Genomic DNA, 19,761 nt, shown 5'->3' with positions numbered 1-19,761 from the left:
CTTTGGCACTGCGGTTTCAAATTTTCACGTATTGACGGATTCCGACAGCCATTGCTCACTTTTCTCCATTCTCTCCCAACTCTAAAAAAGCATATGGAAACGTTTGGGCAATTGCAATTCAATCAACAATTAGAGTTTGTCTTTCGATTTGGTAAATACCAGGCGACTCGCCAGACACCGGCAGGAATCGTCAAGTTGGTAAGACTGCCGGGCTTTTTCGTTGAGGCCCAGTACAAACCGGACAATGAAACCATTGAAAGGCTGGTCCCTCTAAAGAATGAATTGAACCTATCGGTAAAATACCCATCCCTGGCGAAAATCAGTTGGAACTAGTGGCGATAGATGGGAAACGCAGCCGGAGGCCAACTGCCGCCTGGCCTCCGGCTGAACAACCTTAAAACGAAACCGGCACCGTCACCAGCGTGGTGTCCCAACCGATAGACAGGATAGCGGTTTTAGCGTCTTTTTTTGTTAGCTGGATTGAAAAATTTTCTAGAACCGTATCCAGCTTTTGCACCGGTACGGTTACGCGGGCCACGTCCAGGGCTTCGTTGTAGCTGTAAGCGCCCCACTGGTCCAGGTCGGAGCTGAGGATGAGGGTCCATTCTTTTTCGGTCGGAATGGCCAGCAGTGCGTAATTGCCCGCTTTTATTTTTTTGTCACCAAACGTCGCATCCTGGTAAAATTTGATTTCCGGGGCTTCGTTGGCTCCCACCCGCCAGACCTTTCCATACGGCGCCAGTTTGGTTCCGAAAATTTCACGGCCGTTTTTCGCCGGGCGGCTGTAGGTAATTCGCACCATCGCCTTGTCGGTGCCGATTTTGGCCGGGGCGAACTTGCGGTCGTGGGCATAGTCGTCCGGGTAGTAGGCCATATCCATTGGCGATTTGTCGAGGCCACGGAACGTTTGGGCATTTGCTCCGGCCATCGCCAGAAAAAGGAGTCCGAAAAATAAACCGGTTTTTTTCATTGATTTTTGTGAGGTAAATAGGAGAAGGCTAAAACTACGCGCTATCCTTCGTCAAACCAACGCCAGGGCCCCATCAATCCGAAAAATTGGAGTTTCGCCAAAGCGGGAAGCCACAACAAGCTCCGTACGGTCGAGGTGGGGCAGAAACAGATCGCGGGCCAGTTCCGGGCAGTTGTTGTCTTTTGAGAGGTGCGACAACAGGACGTGGCTCATAAAAGCCGGTTTGTGTTGCCTGAACAGGGTCAGGGCCTGCTGGTTGGACAAATGGCCTTTGCCACCCCGAATGCGCTGTTTCAGAAAATACGGATACCGCCCCCGATCCAGCATGTCTTCGTCGTAGTTGGCTTCCAGAAAAGCCGCGTGACATTGGCTGAAGTGGTGAATCAGGTGTTCGCAGGGCATGCCGATGTCCGTAAAGATCCCAACCTTTGTGTCCTGAAAATCGACCGTAAAGCTGTGGGGGTCAGCAGCATCGTGGTGTTTCGGGAAAGCCGTGATGCGGAGGTCTCCAATCTGTACCGGTTCGTTGCCGCATAATGGGTTGACAGGAACCCCCTCCAATGAAAGACGGCTATTGTGCAGGGTTTTCGGGGTAATGTATACCGGCAGTTTATACTTCCGCGCCAGTTGGGAAAGGCCGCTGATGTGATCCGAATGTTCGTGGGAAATGAAAATAGCTTTCACCGTCCGGAGCGACAACCCCAGCCGCTGAAACCGGGTTTCGATCTGGCGGCAGGAAAGCCCGACATCGATCAGGACGGCTTCCTGCTCGTTGCCGATGTAATAACAATTTCCGTTGCTGCCCGAATTGAGGGAGGAGATAAACAATGGCATAGACTCGTAAAGTTATCAAAAAATACGCACGGATTGATAACGAAAGCCACCGTTGGGTGATAAATACATGAGCCAGCGCGAAAGCACCGGAGCCGGAACCAAACGATTGTCGAAAGCCATGTTAACCGCCAAAACCAACTTCAACCACGCCAAATTGCCCCGCCTGGGGGCTGTTGTGAGCCTGCCGGTGTCGCAGTTGTTTTCACCAAAACGGAAATTCATTGTGACGGCTTATCCGCTTTGTGACAATGAAACCGGCATTCACACCTGCTACCTGCGGGCGCTGGACAATGGGCAGGAGGTTCGGGTTTCGGGATTTTACTGCCATCTCGTTGCGTGAGCGGGCAGAATGGCGTCAGAATGCTGCGAGGTGGCTAACAGCTCGTTGATGCGAAGCTTCGAACCCGGTCAACAAGAGCAGGTATTTTTCCTGCATCAGTTCATAGTGTCTCAGTCCGGCACCGGCGCCCTTTCGTTGGGCCGCCTTAATCAGGGCCTTTTGATTGCCAATCAGGTTTCGGCAAACGCGTTCAATCTGCTTTTCGTAATACTGAATGAGTTGCCGATCCCACTCCTGCAAGGGAGTGATGACCGGTTTTTTCGAATAATTCCCCCGATTAGCTAAGATTTCCTCCCATTCCATCTGGAGATTTTGCAGGTGCGGACTGAATAATTGCCCATCAAATCCATCAACCGGAAGTTTCAGCAGGGTAGCACCATCGCTCACGGAAGCTTCCAGCAGGGTGAGGCCACTAGCGACAAAATTAGATAAAAGATCAAAGGCGGTTTCGTAATCATTGGGGAAGCAAATTAAATTCCGCCATTCAATTTCCGCCCGAATCCCATGTATGATAAGTACCATTTTACAACTGTGGATTAGTGACGGGTTCTTTTAAATACCTAATAAAGCTATCGGTTTGTGGGATAAGTCACAAATAATGGCCAATATAAATACCGGTTGATCATCCGGTAGCAGTTGATTTGGGCAAGTTGCGGGAGCGAATCAATCGCAGGAACGGCCTTCAAAAACAAATCCCGGCCAAAAAGGCCGGGATGTTCCACTTACCAATCTCTATTAATTACAAGTAGTACAGGTGTACTCCTTCATCTATAAGAGGGGGATAAAGTGCTTTTATCACCTTTTTTTGGAAAGTTTTTTTTGCTTTTTTTTGTAATAGTCAGATAGTCAAGGAATAACAATGTGTACGAAAGACATAATAAATCCGCATTTCGGCAGGTATACAACGGATTTATTCTGGTAAAACCGCCCGGTCGGACTCCGCTTTGACCACCGTGACGGTCGCCGATCGGGCGGCTGGCATCACAGGCCCGTCCTGAATGTCGCGAACAGGTAGCGCGGCCCGTGGTCCGATGGCTTGCGGGAGAATTCTGTTTGACGAGCCGATTTTGTGGTACGTGCTGTCAAAATAGTCGAACCGGACTTCAATCTGATGATACGAATACAACTCCGAGGTGTTGGTCATCGTAAACCCGTGAACGTTTGTGGGGCTTCCCGGCGGGTTTGCTACATCGCTTTTTTTCCAGATTACCCGGTCGATCAGCAGGTCGCGGTAGGCGTCCGCCTGGTCGTGATCCGTATTTTTTTTCGATTGGCAGGCGAAGGCGGTGAGCAATAACAGACAATGGAGCGGTTTCATAGCTTCTGGTTTTGGAGGACGCGGGTTTTCGGAATGGCTCATTTTGCCCCAAAACTACAAAGCCCGGCTGCAAGTGCAACCGGGCTTTGTCAGGATTATCTATCGCATTGTGAGATGAACTCGATCAAAGATATACGGATAAATTTTAAAAAGGACTATGCAAAGCAAGGTCGGAATGGCAATTTTAAGTAACTAGGGGCCTAAAGGACTGACAGACACGACTGGTGATGGCCCTGTTTTTGGCCTTCCAACGAAAATTATTTGTGAACAAAACGCTTGAATAACGTGGTTTAAGACAGTATGCGCTATAATCTGACCGAATTGATTGCCCGGGGTGAAGGCACCCGACTCGAATTTAAATCGACCATTCATACGGCCTACCGCATTGCCCGAACACTCACCGCCTTCTCCAACACGTCGGGGGGGCTGCTGCTCATCGGCGTATCGGACGACGGGCGGGTGTCAGGTGTCGAGTCGGAATTGTACGAAATGCAGAAAATCGAGAAAGCCACCGATCTGCTGATTGACCCGGCCATTTCGGTTAGTTACGAAGTGATCCACCAACTGGGTCGGCAGGTCATTCTGATCGAAGTGGCGGAGAGCGACGAAAAACCGCATTATGCCATCGACGAAAAAGGGAAACGAACCATTTATGTACGGGCGAAAGACAAATCCGTGCCAACCAACAAGCTGATTCTGACCAATCTCGTGACGCCCGACGGCCCGTTGCTGCAATCGTCCAACGTCCGCAATTTGATCCAGGTACTCCGGAAAACCGACTTCATTACGGCCAAGCAATACGCCCAACTGGTCAATATTTCCGAATACCGGGCCAGCAAACTGCTCCACCAGTTAACCGGACAAGGCTTGCTGTTGATGGTCGATAAACCCCGCCCCGTGCGGTTTTCGCTGAAAATCAGTGAGTAAGTGCTCCGGTCGTCCAGCCCGAGAGCTTTTTAGACAACATTTCAATGGAGGAAGACCATAGGCGGAATGAAAATCGCCCGGACTAATATCCGCGGGTCCGTGTATCTTTACGGGCGAAAAAACCGCATCATTCCCGAATGGCTGTCGATAAACAAAGCATCACTGATTTTTTTACGGGCTTACAGGACCGGATTTGCCAGGCACTCGAAACCGCCGACGGCTCCGGCCGGTTTCACGAAGACCGCTGGGAACGTGCCGAAGGGGGCGGAGGTCGCACCCGGATCATCCAGAACGGCAATGTGATTGAAAAAGGAGGAGTTCTGTTCTCTGCCGTCCACGGCCCGGCATCCGACGCGGTGCTGAAACAGATGAAAACGACCGAACCGGCTGATTTTTACGCCACCGGCGTTTCCATCGTCATCCATCCGCACAGTCCAATGGTGCCGATTATCCACATGAATGTGCGGTATTTTGAACTCAGTACGGGCGCGTGCTGGTTTGGGGGCGGCATCGACCTGACACCTCATTACGTCGACGCCGACGATGCCCGCTGGTTTCATCAGTACCTGAAAACCGCCTGCGACCGGCACAATCCCGACTATTATTCCCAATACAAAAGCTGGGCTGACGACTATTTTTTCATCCGCCACCGGGCCGAAACGCGCGGTATTGGCGGTGTTTTCTTCGATTACCTCCGCCCGGCCGACGACGATCATAAGGCGGCTTTGTTTGCCTTTGTGCAGGAAATCGGCAATTCCTTTGCACCGATTTACACCCATTTCATGCAGAAAAACCGGGCATTGCCATTTGGCGAAAACGAGAAAAAATGGCAGATGCTGCGCCGGGGGCGGTATGTGGAATTCAATCTGGTCTGGGACCGGGGCACGAAATTCGGGCTGGAAACCAACGGCCGCACCGAGTCCATTTTGATGAGCATGCCCCCGCAAGCCAACTGGGTATACGATTACCAGCCTGAACCCGGAAGCCGCGAAGCCGAAACGCTGGGTTTGCTAAAAAAAAGGATTGACTGGGTATAGAAAAGGCGCGGCAGAAACCGGCATTACCTTTCGATGCGCACCCCCCGACCGGTTTCTAGAATCTCCAGATTCCAGCCTTTGGTGAGATCGGTTTTCAAAAAACCGTTTTCAATCGCCAGTGGACTTTCGATGTTGTTGTGGTAGAGCTGCCCGGTTCCGAGGCCCTGCGGAATGGGGTTTTTGAACTGCGCGGTGTATTGCGCAATGGCGTTCAGGCCAATGTTGGATTCGAGGGCGGAGGTGATCCACCAGCCGATGCCAAGCCGGTTGGCAATTTCAATCCATTGGGTGCAGTGAATAAAACCGCCCAATAGTGTGGGCTTCAGGATAATATAGTGCGGCTGGATCTTTTTCAGCAACCGCATTTTTTCCACATATTCCATGTGACCGATCAATTCCTCATCGAGCGCAATCGGGATGGGCGACTGGCGGCAGAGTTCGGCCATCAGATCCGGTTGCCCTGGCCGGATGGGTTGTTCGATGGAATGAATGTCGAAAACGGCCAACTGGTTGAGTTTGTCCAGCACATCGTCGGGGCTAAAAGCGCCGTTGGCGTCCACCCGCAGCGTAATCTGGTCGGCACTGAAGCGGGAGCGAATGGAGTCGAGCAGGTCACATTCCTGCCGGAAATCAATGGCACCGATCTTTAATTTGATGGTCGTGAAGCCCGCTTCCAGTTTTTCTTCAATCTGCCGGCGCATAAATTCCGGTTTCCCCATCCACACCAGGCCGTTGATGGGCAGGGTTCTGGCGCCTTTGGCAAACTCGGAGTCGAAAACCGTCCGCTGTCCGCCGTTGATGTAATCGTGCATGGCGGTTTCAAAACCAAACTGGATCGACGGCAGTCGGTCGCTGATGAGTTGCAGCACAATCGGGACATTCCAGTGAAAAAGCTGAAGGTCCAACTGGTTGAAAAGCTCGCAGGTATGACGCAGTTGATCGACAAAATCAGGACGGTCGTCAATGCTCAGCCCGCGGAGCGGAGCGCACTCGCCCCAACCAACCACAGACGGTTCTTCATCGTCGCGAATGCGGACAAAATAGCTGTCTTTTTGCGTTAGCGTGCCTCGTGACGTTCCGGCCTCGAACGTAAAATGCAATGTGTATTTCAGGAAGTCGGCCTTGAGACTCATAGTGACAGATAAGGAACGGCATTCATCATTAAAAGTAGTAATTTTGGGTGTTACTGAATAGGCTTGTTAATAAATTATTACGTAAAACTTAGTGTCCAACCGATTCCTGAATCCCCTCAACTGGCTGTATGGCGGTATTACTGACATTCGTAATGCGCTGTATGACAGGCGTATTATTCCCATATTAAGGCCACCAATCTATACCATTAGTGTAGGAAACATAACGGTGGGAGGAACCGGCAAAACGCCACACGTCGATTATTTGGTTCGTTTGCTGAAACCGTTTGGGCCGCTGGCTACGCTGAGCCGGGGGTATGGCCGCCGGACCAAAGGTTTTCGTCTGGCAACAGATGCCGACACCGCCGACACCATCGGAGACGAGCCGCTGTTGCTGTATCGGAAACACGGACACAGCCAACGGGACGATCAAGCCCGGGTCATGATCAGTGTGGGTGAAAAACGCGCTGAAGCGATTCCGGAATTATTGAAAATAAATCCTGATTTACAGGTGATTATTCTGGACGATGCGTTTCAGCACCGCCCCGTTCAGGCGCACCTGAACCTGTTGCTGACGGATTACAACCGGCCCTTTTACGACGACCAGCCGTTTCCGGGCGGACGCCTGCGCGAACGGCGACACGGTGCCCGCCGGGCGGATGGGATTCTGGTAACCAAATGTCCCGACGGATTGAGCCGGGCCGAACAACAGGCGATTCAGGAGCGAATCCGGGCGTATGGCCGGTCCGACGTTCCGGTTTTTTTTACGGGATTCCGGTACGGTGATCCGATTAATTTTGCAACCCCATCAATCCGAAAGCGCCTGAAAAGCGTAGTTTTGGTATCGGGCATTGCCCGGCCCGAATCATTGGAAACGTACGTCAAAAGCCATTATTCACTGGTTCGTCATTGGCGGTTTGCCGATCATTACCGCTACACTCCGGCCGATCTGAAACGAATTCAGGACGAATTGCCGGTTGGCGCAACGGTTTTGACGACCGAGAAGGACTTTGTCAAACTGGCTCCTTTGCTGGCCCAAACCGGGGCCAATGCCTCGTCGTTTGCGTATCTGCCGATCGACGTGACCTTTCTGAAAGGCGAAGAATTGTTCCGGGAAATGATTCAGAAAAGCCAGCCGCAACGGGTTTGAACGGACGCGAAGGGCTGTTAAAAAAAGCTAATTACCGCAAAAAGTAATCACCGCGAATCAATAAATTGGCGGAATCCCAGTTCAGACCATATGACCCGACTTTTTTTACTGCGTATAAGTATCCTGCTGTTATGGTTTACCTCACCGGCCTGGGCGCAGTTGCCCACCCGCCTTCCAAACTTCCCGCAGGGTGGAAACCGGACAGGCGGGCAGCCTACGACGACCGGAGGGCCGGGTGCAACCGCCGGAGGGGCCATACTCGACGACTCCACCAAACTCATTTATGGGCCCAAAACGACCCGCTTTTTTTTGGAAAGCGACGTCCTGAATAACCGCAAAGCCCTGATAACCATCGACACCACGCTGGAAGGGATTCACCAGACCAACTATGTCAATCGGTATAACAACCTCTACACGGATTTGGGAAATCTGGGGACGGCCCTGCGGTCGGTTTTTTACCAGACACCCGCCATTGGTTCCCAAACGGGTCTGAGTGCCTACGGGTTGTACGGGTATCAAACCCAGAACATCCGGTATTTCGACACGCGATCGCCTTACACGAACATGTATCTGGTGCTGGGGGGGCGCGGGCAAAACATCGTGAATTTCGATTTTACGCAAAACGTCAGTGAACGCTGGAACCTTGGATTCAATCTTCAGCGCATGACGTCGGATGTGCAATTTGGAGGAACCACCTCCAGTTCGTCCGGCACGCAGCGCCTGGCCGAAAACTGGAATTTTGTCATCCATTCCAACTACCGGTCCAAGAACGACAAGTACACCTTGCTGGCGCATTACAACAACCTCAACCACCGCTCACTCGATCAGGGCGGAGTGGTTGAACCCGGCTCCAGCACCGCCACCGTTGCCAATCCCAACCTTGAACTAAAACCGGTTTTGTCGACGGCCAACTCCCGCGAAATCCGCAACGACCTCCATCTGTATCACCAGTATGTTCTGGATACGGCTTTTCAACTTTATAATATCGTTGATTTTCGTGCCCAAAGCTACCGGTTTACCGACACGGACATCTCCACCGGACTTACGTTGGCGGACTCCCTGAATCCGGCCCGAAAACCGTTTTATCCCCGCTATTATTTCGACAGCCTGGAAACGCGGCAAACCACACTATTTCGGCTGTTTGAGAATCAGATTGGCATAAAAGGCCAGTTTTCGGCCCGTGGTTCGGCTTTCAACTACCGCGCCTGGCTCCGAAACCGCTATTACGGCTTGGAAAACCGGTTCAACATCGGGCGGCTCGTGCCCGATTCGAGCTACAAAAGCAGCCGGCTCGAAACGTTTGTGGGCGGTTGGCTGGGCTACTATTTCCCGGACAGCCTGACGCGGGTGACCGCCGAAGTGGAGTATTTGTTAGGCCGCGACTTCCGGCTTCAGGGTCGTCTGGAAAGCCGTCTGTTGACGGCGGGCTATGAAAGCGTCTTTGCCTCGCCGACGCTCCTCCAAAACCGGTATACGAGCAACATTTACCAATGGGATCATGAAGGAAGGTTAGCAACCCGGTTTGATTTGCGCGGTACCCAACACGCCTACGGGCAGTTGAATCTGAAGCTGGGAAAGCTGATTTTGAGCCCCGGAATGGACTATTATTTGCTGACGAATTATATTTATTTCGACACGGCCGCGGTTCCGCAACAGCTTTCGAGTGCGTTCAGCATTTTGCAGACGAGTTTGGGCTGGCAGTTTCGGGCCGGCAAGTTTACGATGGCGGGGCAGGGTTATTACACGCTGGTTTCGAATGATGACGTGCTGCGCATACCGACCTTTCTGGCAAATGCCCGGTTTGAATATAACTTTTTGTTATTCAAGAAATTGTATGTGCTGGCTGGAATTCAGTTTCATTACAAATCCGCCTATTACGCCGACCAGTATATGCCACTCACCCAGCAGTATCATTTGCAGAACGAGACCAAACTGGGCGATTACCTCATGGCCGAACCGTATGCCAACTTGCGAATCAACCGGGTTCGGCTTTTTCTAAAACTGGCGCATGCCAACCAGGGCCTGCTCGACCAGACGTATTACAGTGCGCCGTATTTCCGGACGATCAACCGGTCTTTTTCCTTTGGTGTTCATTGGTTATTATTCGACTAAGTCCTGACTATGAAAGTACTACACATCCTCAACGGCGATGCAACCGCCGAAGCCTTTGCCGAATCGAACATTCTGGGAAATGCCGACCAGACCGACCGCATGGTCTGGCGGGAAGCGATGTCGGAGGGGCCGGTCAGTGCGGATGTTCAATCCGTTCACGAACTTTGGCGCATCCGCCGGGCGTGGCACAACGTGACGGATGACGCGCCTTCTGAGTACGATCAGCGGGTGGTGCAGGCGTTTGAAAAACTGGCCGTTCCGACCGACTACGACGAAATCTACCTCTGGTTCGAGCACGATTTGTTCTGCCAGATCAACCTGGTTTTTTTGCTGGCCCAACTGGCGCAGCAACCACTGGGAACCACTAAAATCAAGCAGGTTTCGGTCGATTCCTTCCCGGGGGAGCCGTTTTTTAAAGGCATGGGCCAACTGAACGGAGCCCAGTTGGCAACCCTGTTTTTACAGGCCGATGCGTTGACGCGTCACGATCTGGAGGTGGCCGGGGCGGTTTGGAATGCTTACGCCAGCCCGGAACCGCTGGCGATTCAGCAACTTCTGGAGACGGATTTTGGCCGGTTGCGGTTTTTGCGAAACGCCCTGATTCTGCATTTGCAGCGTTTTCCGTTTACCGAAAACAACCTGAATCTGATTGAACATATGCTGACGGCGACGCTGATGGAAGGGCCGATGCCGGAAGCCAGCCTGATCGGGCGGTTTTTACAGCAGGACCGCGACTATGGGATCACGGACCTGAGCGTGGGGGAAACCATCCGGCAACTGAACGGAAAACTGTGGGAATACACCGAAGCGGGTGTCAGCCTCACCGAAGCTGGTGCTGATGTCATTGCCGGACGCCGGGTCCTCAACCCGGTGGAACGCTGGCTGGGCGGTTATTATCAAACGCCGGATTCACCGTATCGGTGGGACCGGGAACTCGAAAAACTGATCGAGCTGTGATGACGACTTTAGGCCTGGAACTCCCTACCGATCCGCGCTGGGTCGATATTGCCCGAATGAACCTCGGCGATATCCTGATCGACCACGCCTTTTGCGAACAGAAAGCCGCATCGTCGTGCATCTCCCTGATCGTTCAGTTTCCCGAACATGAAAAGCTGGTGGAGGTGCTGACGCCCGTCGTGGCCGAAGAATGGGGGCATTTTCAGCGGGTTCTGAAAGAACTTCGCAAACGAAATATTCCGCTGGGTAAACCGCGTAAGGATGAGTATGTCAATCAGTTGCTGCTGGTTCTGCGAAAACCCGGCGACCGCAACGAACAGTTGATGGAAAAGCTGCTGTTGAATGCCCTCATCGAAGCCCGCAGCGCCGAACGCTTCAAGCTGTTGTCGGAAAACCTGACGGACGAATACCTGCAAAAATTCTACCGCGAACTGATGATTTCGGAAGCCGGACATTACCGGAATTTTATTGAACTGGCCGAAGAATACAATCCGAAAGAAAAGGTCCGGAAACGCTGGAAAGAACTGCTGGAAACCGAAGCGGCCATTATGAAAACGCTGGAAGTGCGGGCCGACCGGTTTCATTGAATTAACGGAGCAAAACGAACGTTCTTAGAAAAAATCGTCTATCGAAGCTGTTTAGGATTCTGGCTTGGACCTGACGAATGGGATGCTTCGGTTGGGGAGGAAAATAAATGTGAATTTGAAATCCTAAACAATGTCATCGTAATAAACGGATTATTTTTACCCCGGAGGGGTTTACTGTTAATAGCCCAAGCCGCTAAGTCTCGTCTCCTTAGCCCCGGAGGGGCGTAATAAGCTAATCTAAAATCGAAGGACACCCCTCCGGGGTAAATTTCTTCAGTCTACTTATATAATTAACCCGAATGTCATTCCTACGTCAAGTGGCCCAACACATCTTCCGCAACCATCAAACGCGGATGGACGACGTGTGGGTGATTGTGCCGACACGCCGGGCGGTTTCCACCTTTCAGCAACACCTTAGTCAGCAATCCGACACGCCGTTTTTGTCACCCCACGTGCTGGCCGTCGACGACTTCATCATGCAGAGTGCGGGCGTTCTGCAAATCGACCCGGTCAGTCTGTTGTTCGAACTGTTCGAAGTCTTCAAAGAGATTGACGATACGCTGGAATTTGGACGGTTTCTGAACTGGGCGAGCATTCTGCTCACCGATTTCGACCGCATCGATCAGTATATGATTTCGCCCTCCGAGCTATTCAGCTACATGACGGCGGCCAAAGCACTCGAACGCTGGCGGCTCGATTTGCCCGATGGCCGGGGGGGAGCCAAACTCGAAACCGTCGGAACGCAGCGGTATTTTAAGCTCTTCGAAAACCTGCAAACCGCCTACGAGGCTCTGCACGAGCGGCTTTTGTCGAAAGGCTGGGCGTACCGGGGCATGGCCTACCGGTTGCTGGCCAATCAGGTGGAAGACCTGGTGCGCGACAATCCGGCGTATGAAAAACTGTATTTCGTGGGATTCAACGCCCTGAGTCGTTCGGAAGAGCAGATTGTAAAAACGCTCCTGAAGGCGCAGAAAGCCGAAATGCTGTGGGATACCGACGCGTATTACATGCAGTCGAAGCGGCAGGAAGCCGGGAAGATGCTGCGGAACTACAAACGGGACGGCTGGAGTGGCCCCTGGACCTGGGAAGGAAATGGACTCACCGAAACGCCCAAACACATTCAGGTCATCGGCGTTCCGAATGCCAGCATGCAGGCCAAAGTCGCCAGCCAGATTTACCGGCAGCATGCCGATTCTGAAACCGATGCCGGCACCACGGCCTTGATTCTGGGCGACGAAACCTTGTTGTTACCGGTTTTGTATTCGATGGGTGGCTCAGTGACGGATCTGAACGTGACGATGGGGCTTTCGTTGCAGAATTCGCACCTGTTTACGCTGGTCGATGCCCTTTTTGAAATGCAGCGCACCGTGGCAGCTTTTCAAAAGAAAGACGGTAGCGGCACGATCTATATTCCCAAATTCAACCACCGGCACGTTGTCAAAGTTCTCAATCACCCGTTTATCCGGCAGTATGAATTGACGGGTTTGAAATCGTCGTCGGGGTTGCCAAACCGGGTCGTTCAGAAAGCCATCAACACCATCACGACGGACAATCTGGTGTATCTGGACGAAAAGCAGTTGCTGGCGATGGGCGAAAACAGCCCGTTGTTTCAGGTGTTGTTCCGCCGTTGGCCGGACGATAAACCGCTGGTGGTCATTCACCAGTTTTATGCTTTGATCGAGGTGCTGCGGGAGGTCTACACCGAACAGCAGGACGCCATTGAAACCGAATATCTGTATTTATTTCAGAATCTGCTTCGCCAGTTGGAAACGACGCTCGAACGCGAACAGCGGAATGAACTGGTGACGATCAAGAGCCTGAAGCAGTTTCTGTATGAACTGATCCGGCAAACCAGCATCCCGTTTGAAAGCGAAGGGGGCAGTGCTTTGCAGGTGATGGGGATGCTCGAAACCCGGGCGCTGGATTTCGAGCACCTGATTATTTTGTCGGTGAACGAGGGAATCCTGCCCCAGTCGCGGAAATTGAATTCCCTGATTCCGTTCGATGCCTGTGTGGAAGTCGGTTTGCCGACCTACCAGGATCAGGAATCGGTGATGTCGTATCACTTCTACCGGTTGTTGCAGCGGGCCAGAAAAGTCTCGCTGCTCTATGTTACTTCGGCCGATGCGTACGGGACCAGCAAAGGCGAGAAAAGCCGGTTTATCCGCCAGATCGAACACGAATTGGTTCCGGCTTCCGGGGGTAATGTAACCATCAGCTATCCTACTGTACGATTTGGCAAGGCGGCCGATCAAAAATTGGCTTTGTTACCCTACGATACGCTCGAAATTCCGAAGAGTGATGCAATTCTGGCGAAACTGCGGGAGGATCTGATGGGGAAATTCAGTTCGGCCAAAAATCGGGTGTTTGGTGGAATGTACCCCACCTCGCTGAATAATTTCATGAGTTGTTCGCTCAAGTATTATTTCAGCCGGGTAATCAGCATGCAGGAAGACGATGAGGTGAGCGATGAAATGGATGCCGCTGAATTCGGGCAGTGGATTCACAACACGCTGGAAGCCCTTGATCAGGAATACCGCATGGTGGGAGCGGAGGTGACGACCGAACGGGTTGTCGAAAAATTGAAGCTGAAATACGAAGAAGCGTTTGTAAACCGGGTGACCGAATCGGGCATGAATCGCCTGCTCTACAAGGTGGCGGAAGACCTGATGGTACGGTTTAATGCCCTGCAGATGGAGCGCTACGGGAAGAATCTGGAAGTGTTGCAAACGGAAGAAGAATGGGATACCGAGCTGGAGGTCGAAACCGCCATCGGTCCCTTACGCATCCGGATTGCCGGGAAAATTGACCGGGTCGAGCGGCTTCGCCAACCCGACGGTACGGTGCTGATTCGGGTGGCCGATTACAAAACCGGGAAAATCGAAGCCCGGGATGCCGACGTCAAAACGATGGAACTCCTGCTGACCGACGCCCAGAAAGACAAGGCCCGGCAGTTGTGGTTATACCAGTATCTGGTGTACAAAAAGATGCTGCAAAACAAGGGATTGCAGTTTGGCAGCGAATGGATCGACGGTACGAACACCCGGGTGGTAGCCGGTTTTTATTCGTTCCGCAACATGGAAGGCGGTTTCATGGAGAACAAACTGCATCTGGGCACGCCCGAAGAATTCGTGGTTGAAACGGAAGTGCACCTCCGTAAACTCATCGCGGATTTGTTCGACCCCGGCCAGCCGTTCCAGAAAACCAGCGACAAAAAGATTTGCGAATGGTGTGAGTATCGGAAATTGTGTGGCCGGTAGTTGAACTATAAAATGATGAATGTGAAAGGGTGCGGCTAACTACAAACGGGTCATCAAGTAGGCGTCGAGCACAGGCGTATGGTCTAGCCTAGGAGTGGCCGTCGAGCATAGGCGTCTGCCCCAGCACAGGCTTGACCGAGGGTTGCACCTCCGGTTATCCATACTTAACCCTCCAAGGGTTGTAAACGATAGGGAGCTTACTGGTAACACCGAAGGTGTTAAGTATGGATAACCGGGGGTTGCACCCCCGGTCCGGCAACGATATAGTATCCGGCTCTGGCACAATCACCCTCTCTTTTTATGAAAGATGGCCGGTTTTTCCTTGGAGGTTTCATTGAGCAGAATCGCTTCCTGCAGCAATTCCCGAATCAGGTCTTCGTTTATGGAGTCAGCCTGCACAATTAGTGACTTGACCGTTCGGCGGCCCCGGCCTTCAAGCGCGCCCTGTTCATTGGCTAATTCGTAGCCTCTCAGGAAACAAAGATCGATGGCGACCTCCGGTGTTCGGAGCGGATTGAGGTAACACAAATGGCCTTTATGGAAATAAAAGGGTACTCCCCAGCTAATTTTTTCCTGAACTTTAGGGGATGCTTCCAGGATTAATCGACGTATTTGGTCTAATAAGCGATGAATTTCGGGTGTTTGTCGATTAATGTATTCTTCAACTGTCATGGCTTGTTGTAATGGAGTAATTTCGGTGCTAAGTTAGCTGAAAAATCAGATTCCGACAGTAGGCACACGGTTTGATACAACTTTCTCAATGGGCGCAATACCGCGTCCGATTCAACTTACGATCTCTGTGAAAAGGTGGATTGCTATTATTTTGGTGGTGCTGGTTTTGGGCGGCATCATCTATTACAACAAGTTTTATAAAAAGCAACCGGGCGAATCGGCCGGTGGCGGTCGGGGAGGGGCTCCTTCCGGGCAGGGTGGCGGCCGCGCGGGCGGTGGTGGCCCCACGGCGGTCAATGTTTTTGTGGTTACTTCCCAGAATCTGAAAGATGAAGTAGTGGCTACGGGTTCCCTGCTGGCTTCTGAGCAGGTGGATATCTACCCCGAAATCTCGGGAAGAATTGTTCAATTAAACATTCAGGAGGGACGGGCCGTTAAGCAGGGTACATTGCTGGTGAAACTGTACGACGGTGATTTACAAGCTCAATTGTTGAAGCTAAGGTCGCTTGAAGAAAATAACCGGCGCATTGAAGAACGCAACAAACAACTGCTGCAACGGGGCGGTATTAGCCAACAGGAATACGACATCATTGTGACGAACCTGAAAGGAACGCTGGCCGACATCGAGGTGACGAAAGCCGCGCTTCGCCGAACCGAAATCCAGGCACCTTTTTCCGGAACCATTGGTTTACGGAATGTGAGTTTAGGGGCTGTAGTGAGTCCGAATACACTGATTGCCAGGTTGCAACAGACCAATTCCATGAAGCTCGATTTTTCGGTTCCCGAGAAATACAGTCCGTCCGTTAAAGTGGGCAGTGTGATCTCGTTTCAGGTCGACGGTCTGGACAAAACGTTTAACGGATCGGTGTATGCCATCGAGCCGGGCGTTGAAGAAGCCACCCGGAACCTGCGCATTCGGGCGCGGGTAGCCAACAATACGTCCAGCCTGCGTCCCGGAACGTTCGCCAAGGTGAGTCTGGTAATCAATAATTCCCAGGCACTCGTGGTTCCAACCCAGTCGGTGATTCCGCAAACGCGCGGCAGCCAGGTGGTGGTGATCGAAAACGGGAAAGCGGTTTTTAAAGATGTGAAGATCGGATTACGGAACGCCAGCGTGGTCGAAATAACGCAGGGCTTACAGAAGGGGGATACGGTGGCAACCACCGGTTTGATTTTCCTGCGTCCTGAAGCCCCGGTGAAAGTGGCTAAAATTGATCGGTTAACGGGTCAAAAGCAGCCGGAGCAAGGGTCAGCAGCGGGTAATAGTGCGAGTATGAATTAACGAACTACACCAATGAGTCTACCTTCATTAAGCCTTCGGCGACCGGTTTTCGCCATGGTTATGTCGATTGTCATCATCCTTTTCGGTGTCATTGGCTTTACATTTTTGGGCGTTCGGGAATATCCGGCTATTGATCCGCCGATTATTTCGGTCCGGACCAGTTACGTCGGTGCCAATCCGGAAATTATCGAGTCACAGATTACGGAGCCGATTGAAAAATCGCTCAACAGCATCGAAGGCATTCGGACCATTTCATCAAACAGCGCACTCGGCAGCAGCAACATCACCATCGAGTTTGAACTGGGAGCCGACCTGGAACGGGCCGCCAACGACGTCCGGGATAAAGTGGCCCAGGCCCAGCGGCAGCTTCCGCAGGACATCGATGCCCCCCCGGTTGTGAGCAAGGCCGATGCCAACTCCGACCCGATTATTTTCATGCCGATTCAGAGTACGACGCGCAATCCAATGCAATTGTCGGACTACGCCGAGAACGTGTTGCAGGAGCGTCTGCAAACGATTCCGGGTGTGAGTCAGGTGATGATCTACGGGTTGAAACGGCCCGCGATGCGGCTCTGGATCGATCCCAGCAAGCTATCCGCGTATCGGTTAACCTCTCAGGATATTCAGGATGCGCTCACCCGCCAGAATGTGGAACTACCGGGCGGAAAAATTTACGGAAACAACACGGAATTGACCGTTAAAGCCGCCGGTCGGTTGGCGACCGAAGAGGATTTTAACAACCTCATTCTTCGCCAGACCGCCAACCAGATCGTTCGTTTTAAAGACGTTGGCTACGCGGTGTTGGGGCCGGAAAATGAAGAATCAGCGGCCAAACAAAACAATGCTTCGGGTGCTATTCTGGTTATGATTCCGCAACCGGGCGCCAACTATGTGGCCATTGCCGATGAATTTAACAAGCGGTTGAACGATATCAAACGGGAACTGCCGCCGGACATCAAGATTCTGAACGGGATCGACCGGACGGTTTTTATCCGGAAGTCCATTGAAGAAGTGGGCGAAACCATTCTGCTGGCTTTTATACTGGTCGTCATTGTCATCTATCTTTTCTTCCGCGACTGGCTCATTTCCATTCGCCCGCTGATCGATATTCCGGTATCGCTCATTGGTGCCTTTTTTGTGATGTATATTTCCGGGTTCAGTATCAACGTACTAACGCTGCTCGGCATCGTTCTGGCCACGGGTCTGGTGGTGGATGACGGGATTGTGGTGACGGAGAATATTTTCAAGAAAATAGAAGGCGGCATGGAGTTGAAACGGGCGGCCAAAGAAGGCTCGGAAGAGATTTTCTTTGCCGTAATCTCGACCTCGGCTACGCTGGCCATTGTGTTTCTGCCGGTGATTTTCCTTCAGGGTTTTACGGGTCGCCTTTTCCGGGAATTTGGGGTCGTCGTGGCCAGTTCCGTGTTGATCTCGGCCTTCGTTTCGTTGACCCTGACTCCCGTTCTCAGTGTGAAGCTGGTGAGCAAAGACCACGGAAAAGGATCGTGGTTCTACCAGAAAACCGAGCCTTTCTACCAGTGGCTGGATCAGTCGTACCGCTCTTCGCTAACCGGTTTTATGGGGCGTCGCCGGTGGGCATTTGGGTTGATTGCGGTTTGTATCGCGCTGATTTTTGGTATTGGATCGACCTTGAAATCCGAGTTGGCTCCCCTGGAAGACCGGGGACGGGTACGGATTCCCATTACCGCGCCGGAAGGAACCAGTTACGAAGCCATGAGCCGGATTACGGACCGCGTCAACCAGTTTGTGCTGGATTCGATTCCGGAAATCAACTTTACGTTCAGCGTTATTGCGCCTGGAATGTCGGGTTCCGGAGCCGTCAATTCGGGTTTTGTGGCCCTCAACCTGATCGATTCCAAAGACCGCAAACGTTCGCAACAGGATATAACCGACTTTCTAAGCAAAAACCTAAAACGATTCAGTGAAGCGCGGATGAATGCCACCCAGGAACAGACCATTCAGGTGGGCCGTGGTGGTGGCGGGGGCGGAGGGGGTCTGCCGGTTCAGTTTGTGATTCAGAACCTGAATTTCGAGAAACTGCAGCAAAACCTGCCGAAATTCATGGATGAAGTTCAGAAGGATCCTACGTTTCAGGGTTTTGATGTAGACTTAAAATTTAATAAACCCGAATTGAACCTGACCATTGACCGGGAAAAAGCAACCAGCCTGGGTGTATCGGTTCAGGATGTGGCCCAAACCCTTCAACTGGCCCTCAGCAACCGGCGTCTGGCCTACTTCCTGATGAATGGCAAGCAGTACCAGGTAATTGGTCAGGTGGCCCGGGATGACCGCGACGAACCGGTCGATCTGGCGTCATTCTACGTCCGCAACAACGTAGGAAATCTCGTGCAGTTGGATAACCTGGTGAAATTTGCCGAAGTATCCAGTCCACCGCAGGTTTACCACTACAACCGGTTTAAATCGGCGACGGTTTCGGCAGGTCTGGCTCCGGGCAAAACCATTGGCGATGGCGTAGAAGCTATGCAGGCCATTGCCGCCCGCACGCTTGATGACACGTTCCAGACCGCCCTTTCCGGGTCATCCCGTGATTATGCCGAAGGATCGTCGAATACCATGTTTGCTTTTTTGCTGGCTCTCGTCTTGATTTATTTGATTCTGGCGGCTCAGTTTGAGAGCTTCACCGATCCGTTCATCATCATGTTGACGGTTCCCCTGGCGATTGCCGGTGCGGTGGTGTCGCTGTGGATGTTCAACCAGACGCTCAATATTTTCTCCCAGATCGGGATCATCATGCTCGTGGGGTTGGTGACGAAAAACGGAATTTTGATCGTGGAATTCGCGAATGAAAAGCGAAAAGAGGGCATGAATAAAGTCGAAGCGGCCATAGAAGCCTCGGCTCTGCGCCTTCGTCCCATTCTGATGACCAGTCTCGTCACGGCCTTTGGGGCTTTGCCCATTGCCATGGGATTGGGTGCGGCCGCCAAAAGCCGGATTCCGTTGGGGGTTGTTATTGTGGGGGGTATTATGTTTTCACTGGCTCTGACCCTCTTCGTTATTCCCGCTATGTACTCGTTCATGTCACGGTTTAAAGCCGTCGATAATTCGGCGTACGAGGATCATCCTCAGCCCCTCCAACCTTTGCCGGAGCCTGAAAAACCGGTCAAACGCAAAAGCGAGGAGTTACACGAAGAAGAAGTTTGATA

The 19,761-nt window shown here is 52.2% G+C and carries 17 protein-coding genes; 11 read left to right on the top strand and 6 right to left on the bottom strand.

Going from position 1 to position 19,761, the window contains the following annotated elements; genetic code table 11:
* The first annotated feature begins 93 nt into the window (after positions 1-93).
* On the top strand, positions 94-333 hold the full coding sequence (locus tag F0P93_RS06420; RefSeq protein ID WP_150875512.1) for a hypothetical protein: 240 nt from the start codon (positions 94-96) through the stop codon (positions 331-333).
* Positions 334-394: 61 nt separating this feature from the next.
* Here the strand turns inward: F0P93_RS06420 and F0P93_RS06415 are convergent, their stop codons facing one another.
* Positions 395-970: a DUF2911 domain-containing protein gene (locus F0P93_RS06415; protein ID WP_150875511.1), complete on the bottom strand. Its 576-nt coding sequence runs from the start codon at positions 968-970 to the stop codon at positions 395-397.
* A gap of 51 nt (positions 971-1,021) precedes the next feature.
* Complete coding sequence (locus F0P93_RS06410; RefSeq protein WP_150875510.1) at positions 1,022-1,804, bottom strand: MBL fold metallo-hydrolase; 783 nt, start codon at positions 1,802-1,804, stop codon at positions 1,022-1,024.
* 67 nt (positions 1,805-1,871) lie between these two features.
* Here F0P93_RS06410 and F0P93_RS06405 point away from each other — a divergent pair, with 67 nt between their 5' ends.
* The gene (locus F0P93_RS06405; RefSeq protein WP_150875509.1) at positions 1,872-2,144 is read left to right on the top strand and encodes a hypothetical protein; all 273 of its coding nucleotides are present in this window, start codon (positions 1,872-1,874) and stop codon (positions 2,142-2,144) included.
* A 15-nt stretch (positions 2,145-2,159) separates the two neighbouring features.
* Here F0P93_RS06405 and F0P93_RS06400 read toward each other — a convergent pair whose 3' ends face one another.
* Positions 2,160-2,666, bottom strand: coding sequence for a hypothetical protein (locus F0P93_RS06400; RefSeq protein ID WP_150875508.1), 507 nt, complete (start codon positions 2,664-2,666; stop codon positions 2,160-2,162).
* Between the two features lie 388 nt (positions 2,667-3,054).
* On the bottom strand, positions 3,055-3,462 hold the full coding sequence (locus F0P93_RS06395; RefSeq protein WP_150875507.1) for a hypothetical protein: 408 nt from the start codon (positions 3,460-3,462) through the stop codon (positions 3,055-3,057).
* Positions 3,463-3,762: 300 nt separating this feature from the next.
* Between F0P93_RS06395 and F0P93_RS06390 the strand changes: the two genes are divergently transcribed.
* A complete protein-coding gene (locus F0P93_RS06390) occupies positions 3,763-4,389 on the top strand; it encodes an AlbA family DNA-binding domain-containing protein (RefSeq protein WP_150875506.1) in 627 nt (208 codons plus the stop codon).
* 137 nt (positions 4,390-4,526) lie between these two features.
* Positions 4,527-5,426 (top strand): oxygen-dependent coproporphyrinogen oxidase, encoded by a 900-nt coding sequence (gene hemF, locus F0P93_RS06385; RefSeq protein WP_150875505.1) that lies wholly within the window; start codon positions 4,527-4,529, stop codon positions 5,424-5,426.
* A gap of 23 nt (positions 5,427-5,449) precedes the next feature.
* Here hemF and menC read toward each other — a convergent pair whose 3' ends face one another.
* A complete protein-coding gene (gene menC, locus F0P93_RS06380) occupies positions 5,450-6,559 on the bottom strand; it encodes an o-succinylbenzoate synthase (RefSeq protein WP_150875504.1) in 1,110 nt (369 codons plus the stop codon).
* Between the two features lie 91 nt (positions 6,560-6,650).
* Here menC and lpxK point away from each other — a divergent pair, with 91 nt between their 5' ends.
* The 5 genes from lpxK to F0P93_RS06355 all read left to right on the top strand — a co-directional run bounded on the left by lpxK (position 6,651) and on the right by F0P93_RS06355 (position 14,622).
* Positions 6,651-7,706, top strand: a complete 1,056-nt coding sequence (gene lpxK, locus F0P93_RS06375) for a tetraacyldisaccharide 4'-kinase (RefSeq protein WP_150875503.1) — start codon at positions 6,651-6,653, stop codon at positions 7,704-7,706.
* A 90-nt stretch (positions 7,707-7,796) separates the two neighbouring features.
* Positions 7,797-9,818, top strand: a complete 2,022-nt coding sequence (locus F0P93_RS06370; RefSeq protein ID WP_150875502.1) for a putative porin — start codon at positions 7,797-7,799, stop codon at positions 9,816-9,818.
* A gap of 9 nt (positions 9,819-9,827) precedes the next feature.
* Positions 9,828-10,775, top strand: coding sequence for a DUF1835 domain-containing protein (locus F0P93_RS06365; protein ID WP_150875501.1), 948 nt, complete (start codon positions 9,828-9,830; stop codon positions 10,773-10,775).
* Positions 10,775-11,362 (top strand): MiaE family protein, encoded by a 588-nt coding sequence (locus F0P93_RS06360; protein WP_150875868.1) that lies wholly within the window; start codon positions 10,775-10,777, stop codon positions 11,360-11,362. Before F0P93_RS06365 ends, F0P93_RS06360 begins: the two co-directional genes overlap by 1 nt.
* A gap of 299 nt (positions 11,363-11,661) precedes the next feature.
* Positions 11,662-14,622: a PD-(D/E)XK nuclease family protein gene (locus tag F0P93_RS06355; RefSeq protein WP_150875500.1), complete on the top strand. Its 2,961-nt coding sequence runs from the start codon at positions 11,662-11,664 to the stop codon at positions 14,620-14,622.
* A 285-nt stretch (positions 14,623-14,907) separates the two neighbouring features.
* On the opposite strand, the gene F0P93_RS06350 is transcribed toward F0P93_RS06355, so the two are convergent.
* Positions 14,908-15,294 carry a DUF1801 domain-containing protein gene (locus F0P93_RS06350; RefSeq protein ID WP_150875499.1) on the bottom strand — a complete coding sequence of 129 codons (387 nt, stop codon included), beginning with the start codon at positions 15,292-15,294 and terminating at the stop codon, positions 14,908-14,910.
* Positions 15,295-15,421: 127 nt separating this feature from the next.
* On the opposite strand from F0P93_RS06350, the gene F0P93_RS06345 reads away from it, so the two are divergent.
* Together F0P93_RS06345 and F0P93_RS06340 are read left to right on the top strand one after the other, a co-directional pair.
* On the top strand, positions 15,422-16,576 hold the full coding sequence (locus F0P93_RS06345) for an efflux RND transporter periplasmic adaptor subunit (protein WP_150875498.1): 1,155 nt from the start codon (positions 15,422-15,424) through the stop codon (positions 16,574-16,576).
* Between the two features lie 12 nt (positions 16,577-16,588).
* The gene (locus F0P93_RS06340) at positions 16,589-19,759 is read left to right on the top strand and encodes an efflux RND transporter permease subunit (protein WP_150875497.1); all 3,171 of its coding nucleotides are present in this window, start codon (positions 16,589-16,591) and stop codon (positions 19,757-19,759) included.
* Positions 19,760-19,761 lie beyond the last annotated feature (2 nt).

The organism is Larkinella humicola (assembly GCF_008727875.1).
Taxonomy (GTDB): domain Bacteria; phylum Bacteroidota; class Bacteroidia; order Cytophagales; family Spirosomataceae; genus Larkinella; species Larkinella humicola.
The sequence above is the reverse complement of the archived record's forward strand: the minus strand, read 5'-3'. Positions and strand labels throughout refer to the sequence as shown.

Coding starts and splice junctions, on each gene's coding strand:
- F0P93_RS06350 (WP_150875499.1), bottom strand. CDS start 15,294: ATGACAGTTGAAGAATACATTAATCGACAAACACCCGAAATTCATCGC.
- F0P93_RS06340 (WP_150875497.1), top strand. CDS start 16,589: ATGAGTCTACCTTCATTAAGCCTTCGGCGACCGGTTTTCGCCATGGTT.
- F0P93_RS06395 (WP_150875507.1), bottom strand. CDS start 3,462: ATGAAACCGCTCCATTGTCTGTTATTGCTCACCGCCTTCGCCTGCCAA.
- F0P93_RS06420 (WP_150875512.1), top strand. CDS start 94: ATGGAAACGTTTGGGCAATTGCAATTCAATCAACAATTAGAGTTTGTC.
- F0P93_RS06410 (WP_150875510.1), bottom strand. CDS start 1,804: ATGCCATTGTTTATCTCCTCCCTCAATTCGGGCAGCAACGGAAATTGT.
- F0P93_RS06360 (WP_150875868.1), top strand. CDS start 10,775: ATGACGACTTTAGGCCTGGAACTCCCTACCGATCCGCGCTGGGTCGAT.
- F0P93_RS06400 (WP_150875508.1), bottom strand. CDS start 2,666: ATGGTACTTATCATACATGGGATTCGGGCGGAAATTGAATGGCGGAAT.
- F0P93_RS06370 (WP_150875502.1), top strand. CDS start 7,797: ATGACCCGACTTTTTTTACTGCGTATAAGTATCCTGCTGTTATGGTTT.
- F0P93_RS06355 (WP_150875500.1), top strand. CDS start 11,662: ATGTCATTCCTACGTCAAGTGGCCCAACACATCTTCCGCAACCATCAA.
- hemF (WP_150875505.1), top strand. CDS start 4,527: ATGGCTGTCGATAAACAAAGCATCACTGATTTTTTTACGGGCTTACAG.
- F0P93_RS06390 (WP_150875506.1), top strand. CDS start 3,763: ATGCGCTATAATCTGACCGAATTGATTGCCCGGGGTGAAGGCACCCGA.
- menC (WP_150875504.1), bottom strand. CDS start 6,559: ATGAGTCTCAAGGCCGACTTCCTGAAATACACATTGCATTTTACGTTC.
- F0P93_RS06405 (WP_150875509.1), top strand. CDS start 1,872: ATGAGCCAGCGCGAAAGCACCGGAGCCGGAACCAAACGATTGTCGAAA.
- F0P93_RS06365 (WP_150875501.1), top strand. CDS start 9,828: ATGAAAGTACTACACATCCTCAACGGCGATGCAACCGCCGAAGCCTTT.
- F0P93_RS06415 (WP_150875511.1), bottom strand. CDS start 970: ATGAAAAAAACCGGTTTATTTTTCGGACTCCTTTTTCTGGCGATGGCC.